This window comes from Vagococcus sp. QWL-13 (assembly GCF_058683555.1).
In genome coordinates this window covers 1,148,984-1,174,779 of record NZ_CM178746.1, presented here as the reverse complement: position 1 = coordinate 1,174,779, position 25,796 = coordinate 1,148,984, and the positions used below count along the sequence as shown (strand labels likewise).

Annotated in this window: 22 protein-coding genes; 2 read left to right on the top strand and 20 right to left on the bottom strand. The window is 40.8% G+C overall.

The genetic code is table 11. The features are described 5' to 3' along the window. Positions 1 to 22: 22 nt before the first annotated feature. From AC4PHI_RS05455 to dnaE, 4 genes are all read right to left on the bottom strand, one after another. Positions 23 to 1,465, bottom strand: a complete 1,443-nt coding sequence (locus AC4PHI_RS05455; protein ID WP_492201300.1) for a S41 family peptidase — start codon at positions 1,463 to 1,465, stop codon at positions 23 to 25. Between the two features lie 101 nt (positions 1,466 to 1,566). Continuing rightward, complete coding sequence (pyk, locus tag AC4PHI_RS05450; RefSeq protein WP_492201299.1) at positions 1,567 to 3,327, bottom strand: pyruvate kinase; 1,761 nt, start codon at positions 3,325 to 3,327, stop codon at positions 1,567 to 1,569. 148 nt (positions 3,328 to 3,475) lie between these two features. After that, complete coding sequence (gene pfkA / locus AC4PHI_RS05445) at positions 3,476 to 4,438, bottom strand: 6-phosphofructokinase (protein ID WP_492201298.1); 963 nt, start codon at positions 4,436 to 4,438, stop codon at positions 3,476 to 3,478. A gap of 152 nt (positions 4,439 to 4,590) precedes the next feature. Beyond that, positions 4,591 to 7,935 carry a DNA polymerase III subunit alpha gene (dnaE, locus tag AC4PHI_RS05440; RefSeq protein WP_492201297.1) on the bottom strand — a complete coding sequence of 1,115 codons (3,345 nt, stop codon included), beginning with the start codon at positions 7,933 to 7,935 and terminating at the stop codon, positions 4,591 to 4,593. A 173-nt stretch (positions 7,936 to 8,108) separates the two neighbouring features. Here dnaE and AC4PHI_RS05435 point away from each other — a divergent pair, with 173 nt between their 5' ends. Then, on the top strand, positions 8,109 to 8,291 hold the full coding sequence (locus tag AC4PHI_RS05435; protein ID WP_492201296.1) for a YjzD family protein: 183 nt from the start codon (positions 8,109 to 8,111) through the stop codon (positions 8,289 to 8,291). Positions 8,292 to 8,440: 149 nt separating this feature from the next. Here the strand turns inward: AC4PHI_RS05435 and AC4PHI_RS05430 are convergent, their stop codons facing one another. The 12 genes from AC4PHI_RS05430 to AC4PHI_RS05375 form a co-directional block, all read right to left on the bottom strand. Further along, positions 8,441 to 9,640 (bottom strand): multidrug efflux MFS transporter, encoded by a 1,200-nt coding sequence (locus tag AC4PHI_RS05430; RefSeq protein ID WP_492201295.1) that lies wholly within the window; start codon positions 9,638 to 9,640, stop codon positions 8,441 to 8,443. 275 nt (positions 9,641 to 9,915) lie between these two features. Next, positions 9,916 to 10,767: a DegV family protein gene (locus AC4PHI_RS05425; RefSeq protein ID WP_492201294.1), complete on the bottom strand. Its 852-nt coding sequence runs from the start codon at positions 10,765 to 10,767 to the stop codon at positions 9,916 to 9,918. Positions 10,768 to 10,841: 74 nt separating this feature from the next. Continuing rightward, positions 10,842 to 11,855: an LCP family protein gene (locus AC4PHI_RS05420; RefSeq protein ID WP_492201293.1), complete on the bottom strand. Its 1,014-nt coding sequence runs from the start codon at positions 11,853 to 11,855 to the stop codon at positions 10,842 to 10,844. A gap of 93 nt (positions 11,856 to 11,948) precedes the next feature. Further along, a complete protein-coding gene (pheA, locus tag AC4PHI_RS05415; RefSeq protein ID WP_492201292.1) occupies positions 11,949 to 12,791 on the bottom strand; it encodes a prephenate dehydratase in 843 nt (280 codons plus the stop codon). Next, the gene (locus tag AC4PHI_RS05410) at positions 12,788 to 13,306 is read right to left on the bottom strand and encodes a shikimate kinase (protein WP_492201291.1); all 519 of its coding nucleotides are present in this window, start codon (positions 13,304 to 13,306) and stop codon (positions 12,788 to 12,790) included. Before AC4PHI_RS05410 ends, pheA begins: the two co-directional genes overlap by 4 nt. 10 nt (positions 13,307 to 13,316) lie before the next feature. Then, positions 13,317 to 14,600, bottom strand: coding sequence for a 3-phosphoshikimate 1-carboxyvinyltransferase (aroA, locus tag AC4PHI_RS05405; RefSeq protein ID WP_492201290.1), 1,284 nt, complete (start codon positions 14,598 to 14,600; stop codon positions 13,317 to 13,319). Between the two features lie 10 nt (positions 14,601 to 14,610). Beyond that, complete coding sequence (locus tag AC4PHI_RS05400; RefSeq protein WP_492201289.1) at positions 14,611 to 15,717, bottom strand: prephenate dehydrogenase; 1,107 nt, start codon at positions 15,715 to 15,717, stop codon at positions 14,611 to 14,613. Between the two features lie 29 nt (positions 15,718 to 15,746). After that, positions 15,747 to 16,913 (bottom strand): chorismate synthase, encoded by a 1,167-nt coding sequence (gene aroC, locus AC4PHI_RS05395; RefSeq protein ID WP_492201288.1) that lies wholly within the window; start codon positions 16,911 to 16,913, stop codon positions 15,747 to 15,749. 129 nt (positions 16,914 to 17,042) lie between these two features. Beyond that, positions 17,043 to 18,116, bottom strand: coding sequence for a 3-dehydroquinate synthase (gene aroB / locus AC4PHI_RS05390; RefSeq protein ID WP_492201287.1), 1,074 nt, complete (start codon positions 18,114 to 18,116; stop codon positions 17,043 to 17,045). Positions 18,117 to 18,135: 19 nt separating this feature from the next. Further along, positions 18,136 to 19,164 (bottom strand): 3-deoxy-7-phosphoheptulonate synthase, encoded by a 1,029-nt coding sequence (gene aroF, locus AC4PHI_RS05385; protein ID WP_492201286.1) that lies wholly within the window; start codon positions 19,162 to 19,164, stop codon positions 18,136 to 18,138. Between the two features lie 12 nt (positions 19,165 to 19,176). Continuing rightward, complete coding sequence (locus AC4PHI_RS05380) at positions 19,177 to 20,040, bottom strand: shikimate dehydrogenase (RefSeq protein WP_492201285.1); 864 nt, start codon at positions 20,038 to 20,040, stop codon at positions 19,177 to 19,179. A gap of 468 nt (positions 20,041 to 20,508) precedes the next feature. Next, positions 20,509 to 21,588, bottom strand: coding sequence for an NAD/NADP octopine/nopaline dehydrogenase family protein (locus AC4PHI_RS05375; protein ID WP_492201284.1), 1,080 nt, complete (start codon positions 21,586 to 21,588; stop codon positions 20,509 to 20,511). 247 nt (positions 21,589 to 21,835) lie between these two features. Here AC4PHI_RS05375 and AC4PHI_RS05370 point away from each other — a divergent pair, with 247 nt between their 5' ends. Continuing rightward, positions 21,836 to 22,171, top strand: coding sequence for a hypothetical protein (locus tag AC4PHI_RS05370; RefSeq protein WP_492201283.1), 336 nt, complete (start codon positions 21,836 to 21,838; stop codon positions 22,169 to 22,171). Positions 22,172 to 22,460: 289 nt separating this feature from the next. On the opposite strand, the gene AC4PHI_RS05365 is transcribed toward AC4PHI_RS05370, so the two are convergent. The 4 genes from AC4PHI_RS05365 to AC4PHI_RS05350 all read right to left on the bottom strand — a co-directional run bounded on the left by AC4PHI_RS05365 (position 22,461) and on the right by AC4PHI_RS05350 (position 25,567). After that, positions 22,461 to 23,069: a Crp/Fnr family transcriptional regulator gene (locus AC4PHI_RS05365; protein ID WP_492201282.1), complete on the bottom strand. Its 609-nt coding sequence runs from the start codon at positions 23,067 to 23,069 to the stop codon at positions 22,461 to 22,463. 142 nt (positions 23,070 to 23,211) lie between these two features. Continuing rightward, positions 23,212 to 25,062, bottom strand: a complete 1,851-nt coding sequence (locus tag AC4PHI_RS05360) for a heavy metal translocating P-type ATPase (RefSeq protein WP_492201281.1) — start codon at positions 25,060 to 25,062, stop codon at positions 23,212 to 23,214. 18 nt (positions 25,063 to 25,080) lie between these two features. Then, entirely contained in the window at positions 25,081 to 25,341 is a 261-nt protein-coding gene (locus AC4PHI_RS05355; protein ID WP_492201280.1) for an iron-sulfur cluster repair di-iron protein, ric, read from the bottom strand. A gap of 10 nt (positions 25,342 to 25,351) precedes the next feature. Then, on the bottom strand, positions 25,352 to 25,567 hold the full coding sequence (locus tag AC4PHI_RS05350) for a heavy-metal-associated domain-containing protein (protein ID WP_492201279.1): 216 nt from the start codon (positions 25,565 to 25,567) through the stop codon (positions 25,352 to 25,354). Positions 25,568 to 25,796 lie beyond the last annotated feature (229 nt).

Below are 25,796 nucleotides of genomic sequence, written 5' to 3'. Positions count from 1 at the left end.
AATATCACCTTAGAAACAGCATTTACTCAGCTATTTCGGCTAAAGCCCGTGACATTTGTTCATCATTGGCTTTCAGATGTTCTACTAATCTTATACTCAGCTGATTGGCTGTGTGTTTGTCCACCAGTCCTGTCACAGATAATTTTTCATCTTCTTGAAATGCTTTGACACCTTCAACAGTTTTATCCGTAAATTGCGAGTGGTTTTCTTCAAAAGCGTAGCCTAGGGCATCAAGCATAATATTGATTGATTCCACACTTTGACCAGAGGCACCTAGCTGAAAGGAATTGGTTGTGTCAATTGCCCTGACTTCGTAATAATCAGGGTAAGCCACCTCAATCGTCGGAGGCAAACCCTTTTCATTAAGCCAGTTTCCTTCTGGTGTCAGCCACTTGTTGGTTGTCAGCTTTAATTCTGTGTCCTCAGTTAATGACTTGACTACCTGCATCGTTCCTTTACCAAATGTTTGCTCGCCGATGATTTCTGCCCGATTGTTTTCTTTTAAAGCAGCGGCAAAAATTTCTGAGGCGCTGGCACTGTTCCGGTCAACCAAAACAATAGTTTTTTCCGTAATTTTATCGCCTTCGTCAAGTTCTTCTCCTGCGGTGATTTTCTCTGTTTTTCCTTCACTGTCCTGAATTTGCAATATCACTTGGTCATCTTTTAGAAAACGGCTGGCCATCATAAGCACTTGATCTAAAGAACCGCCGGGATTTCCCCTTAAATCAATAATAAAAGAAGTTGCCCCCGAATTTCTCAATTCATCAATTCCCTGATTAAATTCTTCAGCGGTATTTTGACTGAAAGTCGATACATTTACGATTCCAACAGTTTTATTTTCTGGAGAGATCTCCGTCTTGACGGAAAAAACAGGAACCGTATCCCGAACTAAAGTCACATCAAAAACATCGCCGCTCCGTTCAATCGTCAAAGTGACTTCGGTGCCTTTTTCACCGCGGATTTTTTTAACCACTTCTGTCAAAGCTTTGCCGGCGGTCTCCACACCGTCAACTTTTAAAATCACATCATTTTCCTGCAATCTTGCTTTTTCAGCAGGTGTTCCGGGAATGGGAGGCTCTGAAATCGTAGGCAATTCATTTTTAAGCGACATGGTCGCCCCGATTCCTTCAAAAGAACCGCTGATGACCTCATCTAATTCTTCTTTATCAAGTCCTGTATAAAATCCTGAATAGGGGTCGCCGATGGCTGCAGTCATTCCGGCAATGGCTCCCTTAACCAGCTCCTCTTCGTCCACTTCTCCCAAATAATTAGTCAAAATCAAATTGAAAACTTCTTCAACAGAAGAAAGATTTCCCCCTAAAGTTGCTTGATTTTCCTTATCAGCGCTTGTTGATAGACTTTGAGTTTCTTTTAACAGCCAAAACGTACCCGCAACTGTTACTAACACACTTGCAACGACTGCTGTTATCAGTTGTTTGTAGGAAAATTTTTTATCATTCTTCAATCTATCACATTCCTTCTCATCAATATCATAAACCATAGTTTAACACGTCATCAAAAAGAAAAAAAGAATAGAAGCCTCGCGCTTCTATTCTTTCTGACAAATTAAGCTGAAACAGTTGTTTCACCACGGTAAACCATTCCGGTTTTAGGATCAAGAGTAATCAATGAGCCATGTTCAACTACTGAAGTAGCCTCTTTCGCTCCTACGATTACCGGGATTCCTTTAGCGATTCCTACGACTGCAGCATGGGAAGTCAATCCGCCTTCTTCAACAATCAAAGCGCTAGCCAATTCGATAGCAGGCATGTAATCTTTGTCTGTTGTTTTCACGACTAAAATACTGCCTTCTGTAATTTTTTCAACTGCTTCCGCTGCTGAATTTGCCACCACTGCATGGCTGACAACTGAATTATTTCCAATCCCTTGACCTGACAGTAGTCTTGAACCGATTAATTGAATCTTCATCAAGTTAGTTGTTCCGCTTTCTCCCACTGGAATACCTGCAGTAATCAGTATTAGTTCGCCCTCTTTAGCAAAGCCTAATTCTTTGGCTAATTGTGCAGAGCGGGCAAACATCGCATCGGTTGAGTCTGGTTTTTCGCTGACTGCCGGGAAAACTCCCCATGATAGTGCCAGACTGCGTGCTTTTTGTTCGCTGAATGTCATTGCAATGATATGAGATTTAGGACGATATTTTGCAATCATTTTTGCTGTGTAGCCAGAACCTGTAGCAGCAACAATTGTTTTAATATTTAGATTACGGGCAGTGTGTCCTACTGACTGACCGATAGCTTCTGTCGTATCTGTTTTGCTGTAACGTTTCAAAGCAAAGGCATCTTGGTCCACAAGAGCGTCTTCCGTACGAACGGCAATCCGAGACATCGTTTGAACAGCCTCGATCGGATAGTCGCCAGCGGCAGTTTCTCCTGACAACATAATCGCATCGGTACCGTCATAGATAGCATTGGCAACGTCACTTGCTTCCGCACGTGTCGGACGCGGGTTTTGTTGCATGGAATCAAGCATTTGTGTGGCAGTAATAACAGGTTTGCCTAAGCTGTTACACTTTTTGATCAATTCTTTTTGAACCACAGGCACATCTTCTGTCGGGATTTCTACACCCAGGTCGCCACGAGCCACCATCAATCCAGCTGAAACTTTCAGGATACTGTCGATATTGTCAACACCTTCCTGATTTTCAATCTTAGAGATGATTTGAATATGAGTTGCATCGTTTTGTTCTAAAATTTCAGTAATTTCCAACACATCGCTTGGTCGTCGGACAAAACTTGCTGCGATAAAGTCCACATCTTGTTCAATACCGAAACGGATATCAGCCGCATCTTTTTCAGTGATTCCCGGTAAATTAACTGCAGCTCCCGGAACGTTGACACCTTTTTTGTTTTTCAGAACGCCTTCATTCAAAACTTTTGTAACAATTTCTTGGTTGGCATGGTCCAGTTCAGTGATTTCTAAATCAACAAGACCGTCATCCAGCAAAATATGACCGCCGATTTCAACATCGTTGATCAAATCAGGATAGCTGACAGAAAAACGCTCACTGTTTCCTAAAACTTGTTTCATAGAAATACGAATGATTTCTCCTGTGTGCAAGTCAACCGCACCATTTTCCATATCATGTGTACGTATTTCCGGTCCTTTTGTATCTAATAAGATGGCCACGCGATGGCCGGAAATTTTTGATGCTTCGCGAATGTTCTTGATTCTGTTGCCGTGTTCTTCAAAGTCTCCATGAGAAAAATTCAAACGACAAACATTCATTCCTGCGTTCATTAATTCTACAAGAGTTTCTACTGATTCACTGACAGGTCCGATTGTACATACGATTTTTGTTTTCTTCATTATCTGCGCTCCTATTATTTTATTCATAAGCCATGCCGGTAAGTTTTACATTCAAATAATCAAACCGGACATGACTAGAAGTTTAATTAAAGTCATCCAGTGGGACGAAAAGAGAAAACTATTCATCCTTGAACAGACTAAATCCTAACTAAAGTGAAATTTCATTATTCAAACGATACAAACTCAAATCTGGTTTATGTTTATTATTTTCTAAAGTGTCTACGATATCAGCTGCAACGATTTTATTATCCAGTATGCCGATACACAGACCGCCTTTTCCTTCTTTTAACAGTTCCACAGCCTGCCAGCCAAATTTGCTTGCCAGAACCCGGTCACGTGCCGTTGGAGAACCTCCGCGCACCACGTGTCCCAAAACGGTGACCCGTGCATGATAGTTGCCATATTCTCTAAGCTTTTCAGCAAACTCATTCCCGCCCATAACGCCTTCAGCCAAGATGATCAGACAATGTTTTTTGCCGCGGTCACGACCTTCTTGAATTTTTCCTGCAACTACCTTCATATCGAAATTGTGTTCAGGTATAATGATATCGTCTGCTCCGCCTGCAACACCTGCCCATAATGCAATGTCGCCGGCATTTCGTCCCATCACTTCAATGATAAATGTACGCACATGAGACGTTGCAGTGTCGCGAATTCTATCTACCGCTTCCAGAACGGTGTTAGTTGCTGTATCAAACCCTATCGTAAAATCAGTTCCCGGAATATCATTGTCGATAGTTCCCGGAAGTCCGATGGCTGGGAAACCATGCTTCGTTAAAGCCATTGCACCATGATAGGAACCGTCACCGCCGATGACCACTAAGCCTTCGATACCGAATTTTTTTAACTGCTCGATCCCTTTAAGCTGCCCTTCCTCTGTGGCAAACTCCGGATATCTTGCAGAATAAAGGAACGTTCCGCCCCGCTGAATTTTGTCGCCAACATCTGAAATGTCCAGCCGTCTAATATCTCCGGCCACCAAACCAGCGTAACCATAATTAATACCGTACACTTCCATCCCTTCAAAAATTGCTTTTCGGGTCACAGCTCGTACGGCCGCGTTCATTCCAGGAGCATCGCCTCCGCTGGTTAAAATCCCAATACGTTTCATTACTTTAATTCACCTCAATTATTTAATCAACAACTTAATGTATTAATTACCAAAATTCTATTTCCTAAGTCATTTTACCATTTTTTTTGATAAAAGTCTTACAAAACAACAAAATAATGAAAATTAATGAAAAACAGTTTCTTTTCATTTAATTATTGAAAAACCACGTTCTCTTCTCCAAGTATCCGACTAATACTTTCCTGAACCGCACCGCTGTCTTGTACCCAAAAATTCCTGCCCAAGAAAATTTTTTTGGAGTTTTCTTCTACGAATACGATCACAGGAGTAATTCCGGGATATTTTTTGATTTTTTCTTTTATTTCCTTTAGCTTTAAATCTGCTTTATGGTTCTTGGAAATTTTCAAATAACAAATTCTTCTTCCAATCTCTTCTTCGAATTCTTTTGCCGGACGAAGTTCTTCTGCTAAAATCTGCAGCTCCTGATTGTAATTGCTTTGCACGAATTTTCCGGAGACCAAAAAGACTTGATTCTCAGCCAGTTTTCTGAAAACTTCGCGGAACAATTCTGGAAATACGGTGACAGAGATATCGCTGGTTTCATCGCTTCCCCGGAGAAAAGCCATCTGTTCGCCTCTTTTTGTTCGAATTTGGCGGACTTCTTTCACATACACCAGAGCAACGATTTTTTTCCCTAGTTCAGCGGAGTTGATTGGTTTGACACCCTTGACTATCTTCAATGTTTCATAATGATCCACAGGGTGACCGGAGAAATAAGTGCCAAGAAGTTCTTCTTCATAAGCTAATTTTTCTTCCATCGTATAATCGGCGATCATATCTTTTTTTAAACTTAAAATTTCAAGTAAATCCATGCTCCCGCCGCTATACACAATATTTTTAATGTTTCCGTCAAGGTCCGTCATCAATTGCCGGCGATTAGGTTCCAGCTGATCGAATGCTCCGATTTTAATCAAAGGGGCAATCGTGTCTTCCTTGAGCCAGCGGTTATCGATGCGGATCAGAAAGTTATCTAAACTTTTATACGGGCCATTCAGCTCCCGCTCATCAATCAGATTGCGGATAAAATCACGGCGGATTCCCTTGAGCGAGCTGAATCCAAACAACAATTCATCCTTTTTTAACGTGAAGCTGTACCCGCTTCTATTGATATCCGGCCCTTTGATCGTCAGCCCATATTTTTTACCATCACTGATATATTCTTTGATTTTTTTCAAATTGTGTCTGACCGAATGTAACAAGGAAGCAAAAAAAGGTGCAGGGTAGTGGACTTTCAGGTAAGCCATCTGATAACCCACAAAAGAATAGGCCATGGCATGGGAACGATTAAACCCGTAATTGGCAAAACGTTCAATGTATTGATAGACTTCTTCTGCCACTTTCTGACTATATCCTTGAGCCATCGACCCTTGAATAAAATTTTGTTTTTGCTCGTCAATAGTCGACTTTACTTTTTTACTGATAGCCCGTTGCAAAATATCTGCCTGTCCTAAAGTAAACCCGGCCATCTTCGCCGCCACCTGCATGATTTGTTCCTGATAAACGATAATCCCATAAGTAACATCTAAAATATCTTTCAGATTTTCATGGGGATAATCAATAGGCACTTCTTTTTTCTTACGTTTGACAAATAAATCAATGTTCTGCATCGGTCCCGGCCGGTATAATGCGTTGACTGCTGCAATGTCTTCAATCGACTCTGGTGTCACCCGGCGTAAAACATTCCGGATACCATTAGACTCAAATTGAAACACACCGATTGTCTGTCCTCTTTTAAATAAATCCAAAGTTTCAGGGTCATCCATTGGAATATCCCGATGACTTAATTTTTTTCCGGTCAGTTGCCGGATTTTACGTAAGGTATCATCAATAATAGACAGATTTCTCAATCCCAAAAAATCCATCTTCAACAATCCCACAGCTTCCACATCTCCCATGGCAAACTGGGTCAGTGGAATATGATTCGTCCCCTCCTGCAGCGGAACCACATCGGTCAGCAAATGGTCACTGATGACCACACCTGCCGCATGGGTGGACACATGTCTGGGCAACCCTTCCAATTTTAAAGCCAAATCGAAAATCAGCTGATTGCGTTCGGACTGGCTGACTAAATGCTGTAATTTTGTGGACTGTTCATAAGCTTCAGGTAAAGTTATTTTCAGCACGTTAGGGACAGCATTAGACCACAAATTTGCTTCACTTTGAGAAAGGCCGAAAACCCGGCAGACATCTCTAAGAACCATCTTCGCCGCCATCGTTCCGAAAGTCGCGATTTGTGCCATGTGATGGTGTCCGTATTTTTCAAAAACATAATGCAAGACTTCATCCCGCCGATTATCAGGGATATCTAAATCAATATCGGGCATAGTATTGCGCTCAATGTTTAAAAAACGTTCAAACAGTAAATTATATTTTATCGGGTCTACATCTGTGATAGATAAAACATAGGAGACAAGAGAACCTGCCGCAGAGCCGCGGCCGGCCCCGGTCACAATATTCTGCTCGGCAGTAAAACGCATCACATCCCAAATAATCAAAAAGTAATCATCAAATCCCATCTGATGGATTACTGACAATTCTTTTTCTAAACGCTGGCGATACTGTTCATCTGCGTTTTCTACACGTTCCGGCAAATAATCAAAGCACAGCTGTCTCAAATATTCAGCCGCAGTCAGTCCCTCAGGCGTGTCAAAGTGAGGCAGCAAGGTTTGAGAAAAATTCATCTCAAACTGACACAACTCGGCAATCTGATTGCTGTTATCAAAGGCTTCGGCTAAATCAAGCTGATGGCAAAATTCACGATATCTGTCCCCGTCAGGCAAATAAAAAGAACCGGTCTTCTGGTCCTCTAGATTCTCCAGCTTGGTTCCTGCTTCGATATGAGTCAAAACCTCAACAGAAAAATGATCACTGGGGTGAAGATATCGGACATCATTTAACATAGTTAAAGGCACTTCTGCTGACTGATAAAAAAACACCAGCTCTTCCCGTGTCTCAGATGTGAGCTGAGTAGCTATCCCACCGAACAAACACCCTTTATCTGTTTTTTCTTTTATGTTGTCAAGCCACTGAACAGCTGTTTCGCTTTGAGAGCGGGCTAAATAATAATTTATTTCAGAGGAGTCTCCGGGAATGATGACAACCAAATCAGATAACCATGGAGAGAAGTCTTCCAGTGTGAAATTATTTTTGTCAGGAAGCTCCATTTTAGCAGTGGAGATTTTTAACAAATTTTGGTAACCTGTTTCGTTTTTAGCATGAAGAACCAAGCTAAAAACTTTTTGGTCAATATCTGGTACAGTGTATTCGATTGTTAAACCAATCAAAGGGTGAACCCCTTGACGCTGACATTCTTTATAAAATTCCACAACGCCGTGCATCACGTTAATATCAGCAATCCCTAGAGCCGTATACCCTGTTTTCTTAGCCTGACTAACTAATTCGGGTATGCGGTTGGTGCTCTTCAATAAAGAATAGGCTGTGATCAATTGTAGTTGAGTAGCCGCTGCCACTTTATTCATCCCCTTTCTCGTTAAATGTTTCAACATCCTTTTTTACTAATAACAGTATAACATGAATGTTCAATAGAATTCCAAATCCTAACTTGAATGGAAAAAATTATCTTCACGATAGTTCTTGACTTTTAAATCTGATTTTCTTGTGCTAGAATGTTAATGAGAAAGAGGTGCTGTTCATGAAATATCTTGTTGTTTTGTTCTGGTCGTTATTGATGGGACAAATGGTTGCTTATCTTGGAGCCGCTTTGAGTCATACCGGCTACAGCCCGCTAACTGCTTTTATCGGCTCTTTAGTGTTGGCAGTAGTGGTTTTCATCATAGGAAAAGTAGCCCCGCCTAACAAGAAAGAAAAAGTCTAAGCAGCCGAGACCAACTGTAACCACGACTATCAGTAAAAGCCGGATGAATCAGATGTGTAATATAACCATCTCATTCACCCGGCTTTTTTGTTGATGTTAAATATTTAATGCTGACAGCAAGATTCAATAAGAATCCGTGATGAAAAAAATCAGTAGACTTTCTTCCATAGAGTTCCTTTAAAATTGTACAATGAAATAAAAATATTGACCAAAATAAATCCGGCAGTCCCAACAAATACCCAGCGGTAACCTGCGTGGGCCGCAATGGCAGAACCTAAGAGCGGACCTAAAACTTGTCCAAAGTTCTGTGACATCTGATTAAATCCAAACACGCGGCTGACTCCTTCTTTTGGCGTGATGCGGCTGATAATTGCATTGATGGACGGCATTAGCGCTCCGGTGGAAAATCCCATCAGAAAACGAAGGACTCCTAACTGAAACGGCGTTTTCACAATGGACATGGGCAAAATACAAAGCATGAAAAAGAATAAACCAATCAGCAAGATATTTTGATTGCCGTACCTGTCGCCTAATTTTCCCAAAAAAGGCGATGCAAAAAAAGCCGAGAAACCGGAAACAGAAACGATAAAGCCGCTGACCATCAGCAAGTTGCCGTTTCCCCCGCCCAATTGCTGAATAAATTTCGTCAAGATGGGGCTGATACTTGTCACGCCTATTTGTAAAATCAAGGTCGTCACAAACAATCCCAGTAAAACCGAAGAATGGTCCATCTGCTGAACAATGCTCTTCATTGATAAAATATTTTCTTTTAACACTGGTTTGAAATCTTCTTTGACGTAGACTACTGTTAATGCGGTACAAATCAGTAAAATAGTTCCGGTGATTTTAAACACATTGCGGATACCAAATGTGTCAGCCAGCCAACCGCCAATAAATGGACCGATTAGATTGCCGGCCACAGAACCAGTGGAAAGCATTCCCAAGGCCCAGCCATTTTTTTCTCTCGGCACTTGAGAAGCGATCATTGCTGTGGCATTAGGAATATAGCCAGACAATACTCCCGTCAGAAAACGCAAAGCCAGCAGCTGGTAAACATTAGAGACAAAAGCCAGCATCCCCATGGAAAAAGTCATGCCGGCGGCCGCACGAATCATCATCATTTTCCGTCCTTTTCTGTCGGCAAGACTGCCCCAGATCGGAGAAAAAATTGCCGCAGCCAACGCAGTGACACTTATCGACAAGCCGGCAAATAAATCTGATTGCCCTGGCAATACACCTAAATCATTGATATAAATCGGGATAAAAGGCATGACTAAACTAAAACTAACTCCAGTAAAAAAACATCCAATCCAAGTGATATACAAATTTTGCTTCCAATCAACCTTCATTTTATCCCCTCTACCTATTTATGATGCTTCTTATTATACACCTTTAAGATTTTTATTCTTATAAATCAATTTTTAAATAAATTTTTCAGTGGAATTTATTTTCCTCTTAACAAAAGAAATTAGCAGTGATATTTATCTACTATAACGAGCAGAAAAAACAGAAAATTTTTCTGACTTAAACGGACTCTCACTCTTTATTTTTCAGACCAAAACAAAAAAACAAAGAGGAAATAAGGGTCCTCCTTGCTCAAATCAAAAATTGATGATAATAGCTTTTATTGGGGGCTCCAGGCAAAAGCGACGGTTTTTTCTCCCACATGCGTCCCAACTACCGGTCCCAGCATGCCGATTTCTACCTTGATACCCGGAATTTTTTCTTCCAGCTTTAATTTTTCCAACTCTGCCACGGCAGAGTTATTAGCGTGGATAATAAAATATTTGAACTCCATTTTGCTTTTTTTATGATGTTTGACTACCATATCCTCTAAACGGGTGAAAGCTTTTTTTGAAGAACGTATTTTTTCAGAAAGCACGATAGCTCCGTCATCAAACTTCAAAATCGGTTTGATTTTCAATAAACTTCCGATGACTGCGGCACCATTCTTCAAACGTCCGCCACGCACTAAATGATTCAAATCATCAACGATCAGATACGCCCGGGTATGTTCCCGAATCAATTCCAGTTTCGTTAAAATGTCTTCGATGTCTGCTTGCTGATCCAACATGGTCAACGCTGTGCCAACCATATGTCCCATCGGCATACTGGTAATTTTAGAATCAAAAGGAACTACCTCGATTTCCTCTATCCCGGGTGCCATAGAAATCAAATTAGTCACGAAGCCTGAAATCCCTGAAGACAGATGGATACAAATGACTCTTTCATAACCTTTTTCCGCTAAAGTTTTATACAATTCCAGCACTTCACCAATGGATGGCTGAGAAGTCGTAGGCAATTCTTTGCTCTTTTTAAGGAGATGATAAAATTCTGCTTCATCTTCCACATCCACACCCTCACTGTAAATCTTCCCGTCTAAAATCACAGGGATAGAAATCATATAAAGATCCGGATGATGTCTGAAAGTATCAGAAATAAACGCTGTGCTATCGGTGACAACTGCTGTTTTCATAATTAACCTCCCTTCAGAAGTCTCTCCAGTAAACTATATCATAATTTGGGAGTCTCTGAAACCTTTGAAAAAAATTATTTTAAGAATCCCGCGATAGCCTGCTGATTCATTGAGAGGTCGATTTCCAACACACTTCCTGCTTCTGCATAGTTGCCAAAAGACCATGAATCTGCCACTGGAATCGACAGCTTTTCCAAGGGTTGAGTCCGGTTCAAAGCAAAATCTTTCAAAATCCCGGGATAAATCCTGGCAGGAATATTTGTCGATGTGTATCCTTGAACTTTCCCCACAGTTTTTGGCAGGTGAAAGACATTTTTAAATGACAAACCTTGTGAAACGACTTCATTCATTACCTGCTGCTGACGACGGACACGGCCAAAGTCCCCTTCTTCGTCTTTTCTGAAACGTGCATAAATCAGTGCCTCTGCACCGTTCAATTTTTGCGGACCTGCTGTCAGTTTTACACCATCCAGTTCCAAATCCTTTTCAACGGCCAGTTCAATACCAGAAGGGCTGAGAGTATCAATAATTTTCGGAAACGACTCAAAACTGATTACGGCATAATACTCTATGGACAAGCCAAAATTATTTTTAATGGTTTGTCTGACAAGTTCCGGTCCGCCATAAGCGTAAGCTGCATTGATTTTATTCCAGCCGACACCCGGTATTTCCACAAAACTGTCACGCATAAAAGAAATAATCTGCGGTGTTTTTGAACGTTTGCTGTAATGGGCAACCATGATGGAGTCCGCCCGGCCCATATCTTCACCACGGGAGTCGCTTCCCAGAATTAAAACATTCAGTCCGCCATTTTGACTTTTCTCTCCCTGAAAATCCCCAATCACTTGTTGATGGATTGACGAATCGTCTTTTGCTTCCCGGTAACCTTTGCGATATTCATATAAAACAAAGGCAGCTGCACAAATCAATAATAGCAATAAAAATTTTGCTATCGTTTGAATGACACTGCCATTTCTCTGTCTGGGAGGTCTGGGAGGTTTTGGTGGACTTTTTTTTATTTTCTTTGTTTCGATATATTTTTCCGGTTGCTTTTCCTGGCTTCCGTGATAGCGTTCCATTCTTGACATTTTGTCACCTCATCGTTGAAAATTTACTTCTAGCATAGCTTATACTAGCAGAAAAGAACAGTCTATCACAAACTCTTTAATATTTTTTTAAGCTCACTTAATAATTTCTATCGGATAGGCTCCCAGCTCCTTAATCCTGCCCGCTAACAAATGAATTTCTTCAAACGCCAGCTCGATCAAAGAAATCGGACAGTCTATCACAATATCCAGTAAGAAAAAATAATATCCCAGCTGAGTTTTCAACGGTCTTGATTCGATTTTGGATAAGTTGATATTCCGCCAGCTGAATGCCGCCAATGATTGATGGAGCGTTCCGGGATGGTCGGAAGTCAATGTCAAACAGACGCTCATCTTTTTTAAATTTTTTTGGCTGGTAGCATTTTTCTTCTTCGATACGACCCAAAAACGTGTTTGATTATCGGCGCTGTCTTCAATTTCTCTGGCAACAACACTTAGACCGAAAAGTTCTGCTGCCTGCTCCGAACAAATTGCCGCAACAGCTTCCTTCTGTCCATTTAAAGCTACAAACTGGGCCGATTTTGCCGTGGATTCAACGACTATTTGAGGTATTTCTTTATGATGGTCATGTAAATAACGTTTTGTTTGAGACAATGCTTGCGGGTGAGAATAAATTCTCGTCAAATCGGTGTAATGATCAACCATCTCAGGATGGACAGCTAAGCAATGATGGATAGGCATCACCATCTCTTTTTCCACAAATAAACTTCCCTGATGGTATAAAAAATCCAAGGTGTCATGGACTGTTCCTTCATAAGAATTTTCTATCGGAACAACCGCTTTTGACAACTCCCCTGTTTCCACCGCTTCTAAGCAATCAAAAATCGTATTGAATGCCTGAAGATCTCTGTGGTTAAAATCGGCGGCGGCTGCGCCATAGCTAAACGACCCTTTTGGTCCTAAATATCCGATCTTCATTCATTCAGTCTCCTTCCTCTAGCTTTGATGATTTTTTCCATAATTTCTGACATAGTCAGTACTTGCGTATCTACTACGAGGTCTGCTGCTTCGTGATACAACTCTTGACGCATACTATATAGTTGATAAAGCTCTTCCCGTGTTTTTTCCTCTGCCAGCGGCCGGATAGTTGCTTTATCCGAACTTATTCTCTGATAGATTGTTTCGAAATCACTGGTCAGCCAGCAGACGCAAGGATGATTCGTCAAGAGCTGCCGATTTTCATTGCTCATCACGATTCCTCCGCCAGTAGCAATCACTGCTTCTTGCTGGAGAAGTTCGGCCAAATATGCTGCTTCTTTTTGCCGGAACATTTTTTCCCCGTAACGCTCAAAATAATCTGCGATACTCATTTTTTCTTTGGAGACAAAAAAATCATCGCCGTCGATAAAAGGCAAATGCAATTCTGAAGCCAATCTTTGCCCCACTGTTGTTTTGCCGCTGCCCATAAAACCTATCAGCACAATACTTTTCATTTCCTTCACCTTACTTTTGTATTAAATCTTCCAAGTCTGAAAAAAAGTGCGGATAGGACACTGCCACTGCTTCAGCCTCTTCCAGATCAACGTTCCCTTCACCAACGATTAATGCTGCAACAGCTAACATCATCCCCATGCGATGATCCCCAAAACTTGTTACCTTGCCGCCAGATAAAGTCTGTTCACCCTCGATAATCAAGCCATCTTCGGTAGCAGAAATTTTTGCACCCAGTTTTTGCAATTCACTGGCAGTAGCATCAATCCGGTTAGTCTCTTTCACCTTTAATTCTTCTGCGTCTTTAATCGTGGTAGTTCCTTTGGCTTGTGTCGCCAGCAGTGCGATAACCGGCAGTTCGTCAATCAGTCTAGGAATCAACTCTCCGCCGATTTCTGTCCCTGTCAACTCACTGGTTTCCACAATAACTGTACCGCTTTTATTGACAACATCTTCATCCATAATAGTAATTTTCCCGTTCATCTGCCTGATCACATCAATGATTCCCGTGCGAGTCTCACTTAATCCCACATTTTTTAATACAATCCTGCTATTAGGAACAATCAAACCTGCCACCATAAAGAAAGCCGCCGAAGAAATATCTCCGGGCACAGTCACTGCCTGTCCTTTCAATTTCTGGGGGCCTTCCAGAGTAATCGTCTTGCCTTCGATAGAAATATTCCCGCCGAAAGCTTTGATCATGTCTTCTGTATGATCCCGTGTTTTTTCTTTTTCAATCACCACAGTTGTTCCTTCAGCCTGCAAACCGGCAAGTAAAATCGCCGACTTGACTTGGGCGCTGGCTACCGGCATTTTGTATGTTATTCCTTTTAAATCCCTTTGTCCGACGATTGTAAGAGGTGGAAATTCACTGTCGTCATGACCAGTAATTTCTGCTCCCATCTCTCGCAGTGGAAGCATCACACGATTCATCGGCCGGCGGGAGATAGATTCGTCACCAGTCAAAACAGCGGTGAAATCTGTACCAGCTAAAAGTCCCGTACACAGACGGATTGTCGTTCCAGAATTGCCGATATCGATTGGCTCCCCAGCAGAACGAAGAGAATCGAACCCTCTTCCATGGACAACAATTTCTTCCCCGTCTTCTTCAATAGCAACACCTAATTTTTGAAACATTTTCAATGTTCCCAGACAATCTTCTGACCTTAAAAAGTGTCTGATTCGTGTTTCGCCTTGAGCGATGGCTCCAAACATAATACTGCGGTGGGAAATCGATTTATCTCCCGGCACCATCAGTTCACCAGATAATCCCCTAACATTTGTTGTTAATCTCATATTAAACTCCTTACATTGTGTAACACTCGTATTGACGATGACTCTCCAGCATTTGCTTAGCCAATGCCAAATCTTTTTTGCTTTTCAACGTCAACTGAAGTGTTCCCATGATTCCTTCACGATTCTCGATTATTTTAAGATTGATCAATGAAATACTTTCTTTAGCTAAAATACTTGTCACATCAGCAATCGACCCCGGATGATCGGGGACCGTCACAAACAAATCATGGAAAGCCGGAATGGCCCCTTCCTTGAAGGCGGGCAGATGATTGCGGATTTCTTTTCCTTTGGCAAAAAAGTCAAAAATTGCCTCTTGGTTTGACTCTTTCAGCCATTGGACCACCTGTGCTACTCCCGCTTGCCACTCTCCCAAATGTTCCAGTAAAATCTTTCGGTTGGACAAAATGATGTCCGTCCACATAGTTGGATCAGAAGCGGCGATTCGCGTCATGTCACGAAATCCGCCGGCTGCCAACTGATTACTTTCGGGGAATTTTTTCGAAAAAGTTTCATTCTGATGCACCAGGGCAGAGGAGATGATGTGAGGCAGATGACTGACCATTCCAGTGATTTCATCATGGATATCCGCATCCATCTCCACAAATTTTGCTCTCGTGCCTTTCAGTAATTCTTTTAATACTGCCAACTCCTTGTCAGAAGATGACTTGCTTCGGGTAAAAATATAATAGGCATTTTCAAATAAATCCCCGTCAGCTGCAATAAATCCGGATTTATGAGACCCCGCCATAGGATGGCCTCCAAGGTAAACCGCATTTTCCGGCAAAACTTTTTCCGCGTGACGGGAAATTTCCAACTTAGTGCTTCCCACATCAGTGACGATCAGCGATTTCTTTAAAGTCAACGCGCTGATTTTATTTAAAAATTCGATGGTGGCACTGACAGGTGTACATAGAAAAACCACATCTGATTGAATAACCGCTTCAGAAAAATCATCAGCCTTTTCATCAATTGTTTTACTTTGCAGTGCTAGAGTCAAAGGATCTTCATCAGTATCCATACCAATGATTTTTACCTCGGGATGTGCTTGACGAATAGCTAATGCAAGGGAACCTCCAATCAGACCCATACCGACGATCAATACTTTTTCTCTTTTCATGACTGGCTATACCTTCCTTCTATCTGCTATCAGAATGTACGAGCATATTTGCGGTAAGCATCCACATCAGACTTGAGACGTTTGAATGAATCCCCATCGAATTTTTTGAGAAGCTCTTTTGCTACCTCGGTTGCCACCACACTCTCGGCAACTACACAGGCGGCAGGAACGGCACAGCTGTCCGAACGTTCGATACTGGCCTTATATTCTTTCTTCGTATCAATATCAACACTCATCAACGGCTTATATAAAGTCGGGATAGGTTTCATCACACCGCGGACCACAATCGGCATTCCGTTGGTCATGCCCCCTTCGAATCCGCCAAGATTATTTTGAGTGCGAGTATAGCCCCGCTCTTCACTCCAAATAATTTCATCCATCACTTCGCTACCCGGCAATCTGGCAGCCTCAAAACCTACTCCAAATTCCACTCCCTTGAAAGCATTGATACTAGCCACTGCTTGGGCGATTTTTCCATCCAGTTTATTATCCCACTGGGTATAACTTCCCAAACCAGCCGGCACACCGCCAACAACAACCTCTACGATTCCCCCAACAGTGTTGCCATTTAACTTCGCTTCGTCAATGACCCGTTTTATTTCTTCTTCCACTTTCGGGTCTAAACAACGGACTTCTGACTTTTCGGCCTTTTCATGAATTTCTTTCACGGTCAATTGACTTGGCAATGTTCCACGGATGCCGCCGATTTCCAATACATGACCGGCAACATCGATGGACAGCTCCTGTAATAATTTTTTAGCTACTGCACCGATGGCCACACGCATGGTGGTTTCTCTAGCAGAGGAACGCTCCAGAACATTTCTTAAATCATTAAAGCCATATTTGATACCACCTACCAAATCTGCGTGACCGGGACGGGGTTTTGATACCCGCCGTTTTAATTTTTCTTTTTCAGAAACTGGTTCCGGCGACATGACAGACTGCCAGTTTTTCCAGTCTTTATTTTCTACCACCAGTGTCACGGGAGAGCCTAAAGTTTCTCCGTGACGAACGCCTGATGTGATTCGCACCTGATCTTTTTCAATCAGCATACGGCCGCCTCGTCCATATCCCTGTTGTCTTCTTTCCAACTCTTGATTGATATCTTCTGCGGTCAATGGCAATCCTGCCGGCAGTCCCTCAATGATTGCTGTCAATTCCGGCCCATGGGATTCACCTGCTGTAAAAAATCTCATATATTTTCCCCTATTCTATATTTTTTTCAAAAAAACAAGTGTCATATCATCATTCAAAACTGTTCTTTTTCCTGTCAAAAATCAGTCTGACTTTTTAGAATAAAACAACTTTTTGATTGTATCAACACTTTAATTAGTGTCAGATACTAAAAAATCTTTTGCCTCACTTAAAGGAAGACTGACAATTTTTGCCTTTCCTAGACTTTCAAGCAAAATCAAACTGATTTGACTGCCTCTAGCTTTTTTGTCGTGAGTGATTGCTTGAAAGACAGCTTCAGGTTGCCAGTCAGCCAATGTAACAGGCAGATCGAATTTCTCCAGCATGTCTATCAATTGCTCGGCAGTTCCTTCCGGCATCATGCCTTTTTTTTCCGCCGCTTGACTGATTCTGACCATACCAAGTGACACAGCTTCACCGTGTGTCACAACACCGTAACCATAGGTGTTTTCGATGCCATGTCCGATAGTGTGCCCAAAATTCAGGATAAGCCGGATGCCATGATCTAATTCGTCTTCTTCCACTACCTTTTTTTTCACCACACAACAGTCATAGATGACAAAGACAGCATCATCTAAAAGATCACGGTTGTTTTTAAACTTTCGCAATTTATCCCAAAGTTTTTTATCTGCGATGGCCGCCGATTTCACGATTTCTGCAGTCCCTTCACTGATCCGCCGTTCCTCTAACGTGTTTAATGTTTCCACATCAATGAGTACGCCGTCAGGCTGGGCAAAGGTACCTACTAAATTTTTAGCATGATCAGTATTGACAGCTGTTTTTCCGCCGATGCTGCTGTCAACTTGAGCCAACAAAGTCGTTGGTATTTGTACGAAATGAACTCCTCTCATATATGTGGAGGCTACAAAAGCACCTAAATCACCGACTACACCGCCGCCTAGAACCACCACACCATCTGAACGGGTCATTCCCTTTTTTGCTAATTCGCCATACAGCCAGTCGGCATTCGCTAAACTCTTACTTGCTTCCCCCGGCTCTATCGCAAACAGACTGACATCAAAGCCTGCTTCAGCCAATTTATTTTGCACTAAATCGCCATAAAGAGAAGCAACTGTTTTATCCGAAATGATTGCAACTTGCTGAGGTTGCCACAGCTCACGCAACCATGTCCCTACATTTTTTAAATTTCCACGGTCAATCCATAAATCGTATTCACGGTTTGGCAAGTTTACTGTCAACTTCATGGAAGTCTCCTCTTCTTTCCTAAATTAATTTGATTCCATTAATTTTCTTCATAGCTTCTTCTAAAATATGAACCTGATCCATCATGTTCAAGTATGTTTTTTCGCTTAGGGACTGTTGTCCGTCAGACCAAGCTTTAGCCGGATTAGGATGGATTTCAACAATCATGCCATCTGCACCTGCCGCAACACTGGCAAGAGCCATTGAAGGCACATAGTCCCAAACTCCTACACCATGACTTGGATCAGCAATAATCGGGAAGTGACTTAGTTTTTGAATAACAGGAATCGCACTAATATCAAAAGTGTTTCTCGTTGCTGTTTCATAGGTCCGAATGCCGCGCTCTACAAAGATAATATTGAAGTTGCCTTCGTTAGCAATATATTCTGCTGCATTCAACCACTCATCAATCGTTCCGGAAATTCCACGTTTCAATGCGACGGGTTTGCCAGTTTTTCCAACGGCTTGTAATAATTTGAAGTTTTGCATATTACGAGCACCTATTTGCAATATATCTGCATATTTACAAACGAGCTCAAGATTCGCTTCATCCATTACTTCCGTGATAACTTTCATATCGTAAGTGTCGGCTGCCTGACGAATATATTTAAGCCCCTCTTCCTCTAAACCTTGAAATGCGTAAGGGGAAGTCCGAGGCTTGAATGCACCGCCTCGCAAAACAGTGGCACCGCCTTTTTTGGCAATACGTGCACATTCCATGATTTGATCTAGTCCCTCGATGGAACATGGACCAGCCATCATCACCATACTGCCATCCCCAATTTTCAAACCGTCCACATCTACGACAGTATCATCGGGATGGAATTCACGACTTGTCAATTTGTAGGCACTAGATACCGCCAATGTACGATCCACACCGTCATAACTGTTGAATCCTACATTTCTGATTTTGCTGGTATCTCCTACCAATCCGATAATCGTCCGGTTGTTCCCCTCGCTTAAGTGAACACTCAATCCTTCACTTTCCACTCTATCGATAACTACCTTCAACTGTTCCTTTGTTGCATCATTTTTCATAATAATAATCATTTACGCTTCCTCCTATAACATTTCCTTAATTTTTTCTTCAATTATTTTTACGGGCATTTTTTCCCCTGTCCACAAATAGAAAGCTTCGGCAGCCTGATGAATCAGCATCCCGATTCCGTTAGTAAAGCGGCAGCCTGCGATATCAGCTTGTTTCAATAACAATGTTTGTTGGGGTTGATAAATAATATCAGCGACAAACAACTCAGCGTGGAGCCAGCTGGTATCGGGAATCAATGATTCTTCTTCCCGTGGAGTCATCCCCACATTGGTTGTATTCACTAGAATATCTGATGAAGACAACGTTTCTTTTAAGGCTTCTTGATTTTCCAAAGCAATCAGAGAGATATTGGTGCCGAGTGCTTTCTGGATTTTTTCAAGATGTTCAGAAACTTTTTCTGAACGGTGGTTGTATCGTTTGAAAACGATGATTTCTTCCGCCTGTTCTAACGCCAGCTGTGTAATAATTGCCATAGCTGCACCGCCTGCTCCCAGAACAACAATTTTTTTACCTGCTGCCGTCAGCTGATAATCGGCTAAACTATTGATAAAACCCACACCGTCTGTGTTGTACCCTACAAGTTTCCCATGACGGTTAACAACAGTGTTCATGGCACCAATCAAAGCCACTTCTTCTGATAGTTCATCCATATAGGGAATCACAGCTTGTTTGTAGGGCATGGATAGATTTACCCCAAACATATTCCATCTGCGGATAGTGTCGATGCTCTGCGATAAATCATCTTCCTCGATTTCAAACGCCAGATACACACCGTCAGTTTCTGTCAGCTCGAATGCTGTATTATGGATAAAAGGCGACAAACTGTGTTTGATCGGATTGGCCAAAACCGCTGCTAATCGTGTTGCTCCTGTTATCATTTTTTCCTCCTTCCCAACGAAAAAAGACGTCTACCTATAGATGCTTTCTACGGTAAACGCCTTTGTAAAGTCATATAATCATTTCATAATGCTCTAGAATCATTAGTCGATGACCACCGTAGATATTAATTATCTATGGGGCCTTTCAGACGAAATAATCTTTAGCCATCATAGATACAAACGCTTCTGCTAGTTTGTATCCATCATGTCTCATGGCTACAAACTCATCTAAAATAGCTAAAGTAATAACGATTTAATTGTGATGTTTGACAATGCACTAGATGTTTCATTACTACTCGCTTCCTTTCAAAGTTTTTCAAGACTATTTACAGTATATGCTTTTCAAAAACAATTGTCAACAGTATTATTAAAACATTTGGAGAATCAAATGAGAATAGTATGAGAAGTTAGATTACTCCGCTATTTCATACTCAAACATTTTAAAAAAAGTGAACAATATCTTTGATTTTATTCTCCATTTTCCAGATATGATTGCAAATGTTCCATAGACATCTCATGAATGCCTAAATCTTCCAGAGAATGTCCCACAGTCCAGCAATCTTGTTCAAGGATAAGACTGCCAAGATTTACTAGCGAGTCCATCACTGGTGTCTCCACTCCCATATACTTGGCCAGTTTCGCCCATAAAGCAATCCCAAATGGAATGTCTTCTGAATAATAACGGTCTTTCACATCAGCCGGTCCCTTTATTTTGGCAAAATTGGGATTTTCTGCCACTGCCTGCTTGACATCATCTGTCTCGGTGCCGCTGCCGATGCCGTGGGCCACTACGTCCCATTGATAACCAAAATTTTTTAGAAGGGCGATCCGTTCTTCATCAACTGCTTCTACTGTCCGAACCACACAATCCGTGAAACCTTCTGTATAGAAGAAAAAGTCTCCTTTGGCATATTCTATCCTTCCGGCATTTAAAATACAGCCAGGTACATGGATAATGGGATTAAGGCTGGACAATCCGCAAGCAACCACACTTTCAGAAGGCTCCAACCCATCAAAAAATTGAGATAACTCAGCGACGGTTTCTTGGGTTTTCGATGCCGGCATGACTCCCACCTTCAGGGGATTGAAACGGCTCATTACCAATACCTCTCCCTCTCCCACGAGACGGGCAGCATAGGGCAATGTATGGGTTTCAGCTAAAACTACCCCTTCTTTTCCAGCTTTTTTTAATTCCTTCCAAAAAATCAAACTTCCGAAAGTACCTGGTAAGAGAAAAATGATTTGTCCCGGCTGTACCACTTCAGATAATTTTTCAGCGTAAATTTTATGAGCAAATGCCGGCACCACTACTAGAATGTATTTGACGTCCGCCACTGCTTTCTTCAAATCACTTGTGACCATCTTGATGTTAACAGTTTCATTGCCGCAAACACCTGACAGACTAATTTGCTTAGACTCAGCTACTTTTTTTATTTTTCCAATGAATGCTTCATCCTCGTACATACGGACATCAAAACCGCGCAAAGTCAAATCTGCTGCCGCAGCATGTGCACCATTTCCTCCACCCAAAACAGCAACCGTTGTCATATCATTTCCTCCTATTTTCGTAACTTCTTTCACCTTTATTATAGGACCCATTTTTATCTCAATCAAGCAAAGTGGTGACAGTTGTGGCTCTATGGAATAAAAAAAACATCTATAATACAGGATAATTTTTCCAAAAAATTTCTTTAAGAGGCATCTTTGCTTTTTAATGTTGTTAGACTGTTTTGTGCTATTTTTAATAAATGCTATAATCAAATTAAGCATTATCATATACAAAAAGGAGGAAATCATGAAAAAAGTAGTCTGGATATTTTCTATAAATGTTGGCGAAGGCGGCCCCCCTATCGGTTATGGTGCCAATATGATCGGCAGAGGACCAGAAAAGTTTAAGGAGAAACTCAGGTCAGAACTATTGCCAGAAATCGAGCTCCGGTTTATCAGTTATGATACGCAAAGCCATGAGGTTCCAGTTGCTGACTTGATTGTATTCAATGATGTTGATTCTAGATTTATTCCTGACGAGATTAAGAAGAATGGTCTTTGTGTCCCATCTCAAGAGGTTTATCAAGGAAACATTGAAGAAATAAAAAATACTATTACAAATTTTTTAACTTCTGAAACGTAGCTGCACGAACAAAAAGAAAGTGGATTATTTCTGAAATCAGGGGGTTTTATTTAGCAGCATCCCTTTTTCAGTTTTTCATTAATCGAAACTGCTAGACGAACGATGCCCCTTAATAAAATTAACCATATTTGTATCATATGAAAACAGAAATTTCGCTATAAAATACAAAATAAAAAAGAGCCGATACATTCGAGTCAGTACTCTCGTTGTTATGGGCTCTTCTGACTATCATTTTACAATTTAAAGCGATCAGTGTGACGTTTAATGACAGCTTTATATTTTCAATTCATTAAATTTCAAACGTAGCTTCAACAAGTTTTTCACGGTCATTTAGTATGATTGTTTTTTGCCCTTTTAAAGTAATGATTCCCTGCACTTGAAGAGATGATAATGTACGGCTTAAACTTTCCTGACTTGTGCCTATTTGAGAAGCAAAGTCGCCTTTTTTCATCGGCAGATCAATGGTGTTTTTTTTATCAAAGAGTTCTAACAGCACCCCGGCAACTCTTTGGATGACACTGTTCAAATTAATTGACTCTATGGTTTTTTCTGCTGATTCCAATCTTCTGCTCATCACATCTAGAATTTTTAAGGTTATTGAAGGGTAATTGTTGATGATACTTTGAAAATCATTTGCTGAAATGACACATACAACTGCATCTTCCACTACTTCTGCATTTTCTTTTAATTCAGATGAACTAAATAGCGTCAATTCCCCTAAAAAATCGCCGTGTTCAACTATTCTGATAACCTGCTCTTTTCCATTTATATTAAGTCTGGATATTTTCAGTTTTCCGCTAAACACAACATAAAGTGCTGTGCCTAAATCTCCCGAAGTATATACAAATTCACCTTTTTTATATGTTTTCGTTTGAGCAATTTGATAAATATTGTTCATTTCCTCTTGATTTAAGTGCTTAAAAATCGGAACAGTCTGAACACAATTGAACGTGTCATGCTGACATTCGGCCATTGGCTCCCTCCTTTTCACCCCATAACTATTGATCAAAAACTCTGGTGATTAATATTATAATCCCTTTTTACTTCATCTTAAATCTTAACAATCTCATGCCGTTAAGAATCACAACAAGGATACTCGCTTCATGAACCAACATCCCTACCGACATACTTACCATACTGCTGAACATTACCCCTAACACTAGTATAAACACAACAGCTAAAGCAATGATAATATTTTGCTTCATATTTCTTGCGGTGGCTTTTGTCAAAGCTAATGCATGAGGCAGCTTGCTGAAATTGGAGTTCATCAACACAACATCTGATGTTTCAATAGCAACATCTGTTCCTGCCCCCATGGCGATACCGACTTGTGCCAGAGCCAACGAGGGACTGTCGTTGACACCGTCACCGACAAATGCAACTATCTCACCGTTTCCGATACGGGTTTTAACAAATTCGGCTTTGTCTTCTGGAAGCATATTTCCGTGTGACTCAGTTAAATCTAGTTCTTTACTCACCAAATCAACTGTCCCTTGGTTGTCACCAGACAGCATGATTAAATGCCTGACCTTTAATTTTTTAAGTAAATCTATATCCTCTTTTACTTTATCACGAATCTGGTCTTTAATACCAATAATGATTTTAATCTCATTGTCTATCACTGTTATTACTATGGAGTTTCCTTGACGTTCAAGCCTTTCTATATCATTGACAATCTTATCTGTAACTTTAATATGATATTTTTTGATTAAAGCATAATTACCTACTAAAACCTGATGATTATTAATCACCGCTGCGATTCCTTTTCCTTTGATGACTTCGGTTTTATCAATTTTGACAGAGTCTTTTGAAGGGATTGACTCTAGGATTGCATTAGCAAGCGGGTGATCAGATTCTCTTTCGATACTGGCAAGGTACAGTAAATCTGAAGCATTTTTTGCACCATAATAGATTGTCTCCGATACCACTGGTTTTCCTACGGTCAGAGTTCCCGTTTTATCGAAAATGATTGTATCCACTTTACTGAAATCGCCGATGACTTCACTTCCTTTTAACAAAATCCCTTTTTTTGCCCCATTGCCAATACCTGCCACATTGGAGACCGGTACTCCAATCACCAGCGCTCCCGGACACCCAAGCACAAGAATGGTGATAGCCAGTTCAACATTTCTCGTGAACAACCAGACAAGAAATGCAACCAGCAAAACCAAAGGCGTATAATGTTTAGAAAACCGGTCAATAAATCTTTCTGCTTCTGATTTTGAATCTTGAGCTTCTACTACAAGTTCGACAATCTTTCCAAATGTGGTGTCCTCACCAACTCTATCAGCGATAACTCCGATAGTCCCGTTATCCAGAATCGTTCCCGCATACACTTTTGAATCCACAATTTTGCTCACCGGAAGTGACTCACCCGTGATACTTGCTTCATTAATACTTCCTTCACCATTTAGCACAATCCCGTCCACTGGAACTTTTGCTCCAGTTTTCACGAGAATAATATCGCCAACTTTTACTTCCTCGATACCTACTTCCTTATATTCATCATCTTCAGTTAATTTCAATGCGGTTTCTGGTGCCATTTCAGTTAATTCCTTGATAGCTTTCCGCGTTTTGGTTAAAGTTCTTTTTTCTAAATAACTGCCGAAAAGAAATAGAAAAGTCACAATGGCAGATTCTTCAAAATTCCTTATCGCAAATGCCCCAATCACAGCTACGGTCACTAAAACGTCAATACTGATTACTTTAACTCTTAATGCCTGATAGGCTTGGAGCGCTATCGGCAATACACCGATGACCGAAGCAGTTATTAACATAATCTCAGAATAGCTGTTATTTCCAAGTAACCAGTGTCCAGTAAAGCTCAGAACGATTAATGTCGCACTGATCACTGTAATAATATTCTTATTTTTGAATATCATTTTCTGCATACTTTATCCCTCTTTACTCTAATCAGAATAATTATCGGCCAGTAATTTAAGTGTGTCATACACTTCTGCATAACTTTCACAAACATCATCTGGAATTTTATAGCCGTCCGTAATACTGTTCAAACGTTTGAACTCATTGGAAACATCTTCTCCCCGTTCAAGTTTCGATACAATTTCTTCAAAAGTGCTTTTTACTTGATGAAACTCTGGATGATTATGTCCGTGTACTCTGTCAACAATGGGAATGAATTTCTTTAATTTATTTATATGCTCCTTCATAGTATTCGCCTCATTTCTCAGTCAGTACTTTATAACCGACTTTTTCAATTTTATCAATGATTTCCTTAGATGAAAGCAATGTGTCATCAAATTCAACTTTCACTCTGGAACTATTAAACAAGACGTCATAATTTTTAATTCCTTTCAGACTTTTTAAAGCACCTTCGATTTTAACAATACAACTTGGACAAGCAATAGTTTCCATTTGAAATATTTTCTTTGTCATTGTTATGACCTCCTTTATAACTACATCTTAACCAGTTCTTTTTATATCTTCTTTGACCTACGTCAAAATTCAAATTTAATTTTTAAAAAATTTATCTCCAACAAATTCCAACTCTCTGATACTAATATGGAATTGAAGGTTTGTTCCTCATGAGAAAGATAAAAACGTTGAAAAATGAGCTTCTCTTTAGAAATTATATTTTCTATCAACTTTTAATATCATTATATGA

Excerpts from the sequence above, each read along its gene's own strand:
- pyk (WP_492201299.1), bottom strand. The coding sequence starts at position 3,327 with ATGAAGAAAACAAAAATCGTATGTACAATCGGACCTGTCAGTGAATCA.
- pfkA (WP_492201298.1), bottom strand. The coding sequence starts at position 4,438 with ATGAAACGTATTGGGATTTTAACCAGCGGAGGCGATGCTCCTGGAATG.
- dnaE (WP_492201297.1), bottom strand. The coding sequence starts at position 7,935 with ATGAATAAAGTGGCAGCGGCTACTCAACTACAATTGATCACAGCCTAT.
- AC4PHI_RS05435 (WP_492201296.1), top strand. The coding sequence starts at position 8,109 with ATGAAATATCTTGTTGTTTTGTTCTGGTCGTTATTGATGGGACAAATG.
- AC4PHI_RS05430 (WP_492201295.1), bottom strand. The coding sequence starts at position 9,640 with ATGAAGGTTGATTGGAAGCAAAATTTGTATATCACTTGGATTGGATGT.
- AC4PHI_RS05425 (WP_492201294.1), bottom strand. The coding sequence starts at position 10,767 with ATGAAAACAGCAGTTGTCACCGATAGCACAGCGTTTATTTCTGATACT.
- AC4PHI_RS05420 (WP_492201293.1), bottom strand. The coding sequence starts at position 11,855 with ATGTCAAGAATGGAACGCTATCACGGAAGCCAGGAAAAGCAACCGGAA.
- pheA (WP_492201292.1), bottom strand. The coding sequence starts at position 12,791 with ATGAAGATCGGATATTTAGGACCAAAAGGGTCGTTTAGCTATGGCGCA.
- AC4PHI_RS05410 (WP_492201291.1), bottom strand. The coding sequence starts at position 13,306 with ATGAAAAGTATTGTGCTGATAGGTTTTATGGGCAGCGGCAAAACAACA.
- aroA (WP_492201290.1), bottom strand. The coding sequence starts at position 14,600 with ATGAGATTAACAACAAATGTTAGGGGATTATCTGGTGAACTGATGGTG.
- AC4PHI_RS05400 (WP_492201289.1), bottom strand. The coding sequence starts at position 15,717 with ATGAAAAGAGAAAAAGTATTGATCGTCGGTATGGGTCTGATTGGAGGT.
- aroC (WP_492201288.1), bottom strand. The coding sequence starts at position 16,913 with ATGAGATTTTTTACAGCAGGTGAATCCCATGGGCCGGAATTGACAGCA.
- aroB (WP_492201287.1), bottom strand. The coding sequence starts at position 18,116 with ATGAAGTTGACAGTAAACTTGCCAAACCGTGAATACGATTTATGGATT.
- aroF (WP_492201286.1), bottom strand. The coding sequence starts at position 19,164 with ATGATTATTATTATGAAAAATGATGCAACAAAGGAACAGTTGAAGGTA.
- AC4PHI_RS05380 (WP_492201285.1), bottom strand. The coding sequence starts at position 20,040 with ATGATAACAGGAGCAACACGATTAGCAGCGGTTTTGGCCAATCCGATC.
- AC4PHI_RS05375 (WP_492201284.1), bottom strand. The coding sequence starts at position 21,588 with ATGACAACGGTTGCTGTTTTGGGTGGAGGAAATGGTGCACATGCTGCG.
- AC4PHI_RS05370 (WP_492201283.1), top strand. The coding sequence starts at position 21,836 with ATGAAAAAAGTAGTCTGGATATTTTCTATAAATGTTGGCGAAGGCGGC.
- AC4PHI_RS05365 (WP_492201282.1), bottom strand. The coding sequence starts at position 23,069 with ATGAACAATATTTATCAAATTGCTCAAACGAAAACATATAAAAAAGGT.
- AC4PHI_RS05360 (WP_492201281.1), bottom strand. The coding sequence starts at position 25,062 with ATGCAGAAAATGATATTCAAAAATAAGAATATTATTACAGTGATCAGT.
- AC4PHI_RS05355 (WP_492201280.1), bottom strand. The coding sequence starts at position 25,341 with ATGAAGGAGCATATAAATAAATTAAAGAAATTCATTCCCATTGTTGAC.
- AC4PHI_RS05350 (WP_492201279.1), bottom strand. The coding sequence starts at position 25,567 with ATGACAAAGAAAATATTTCAAATGGAAACTATTGCTTGTCCAAGTTGT.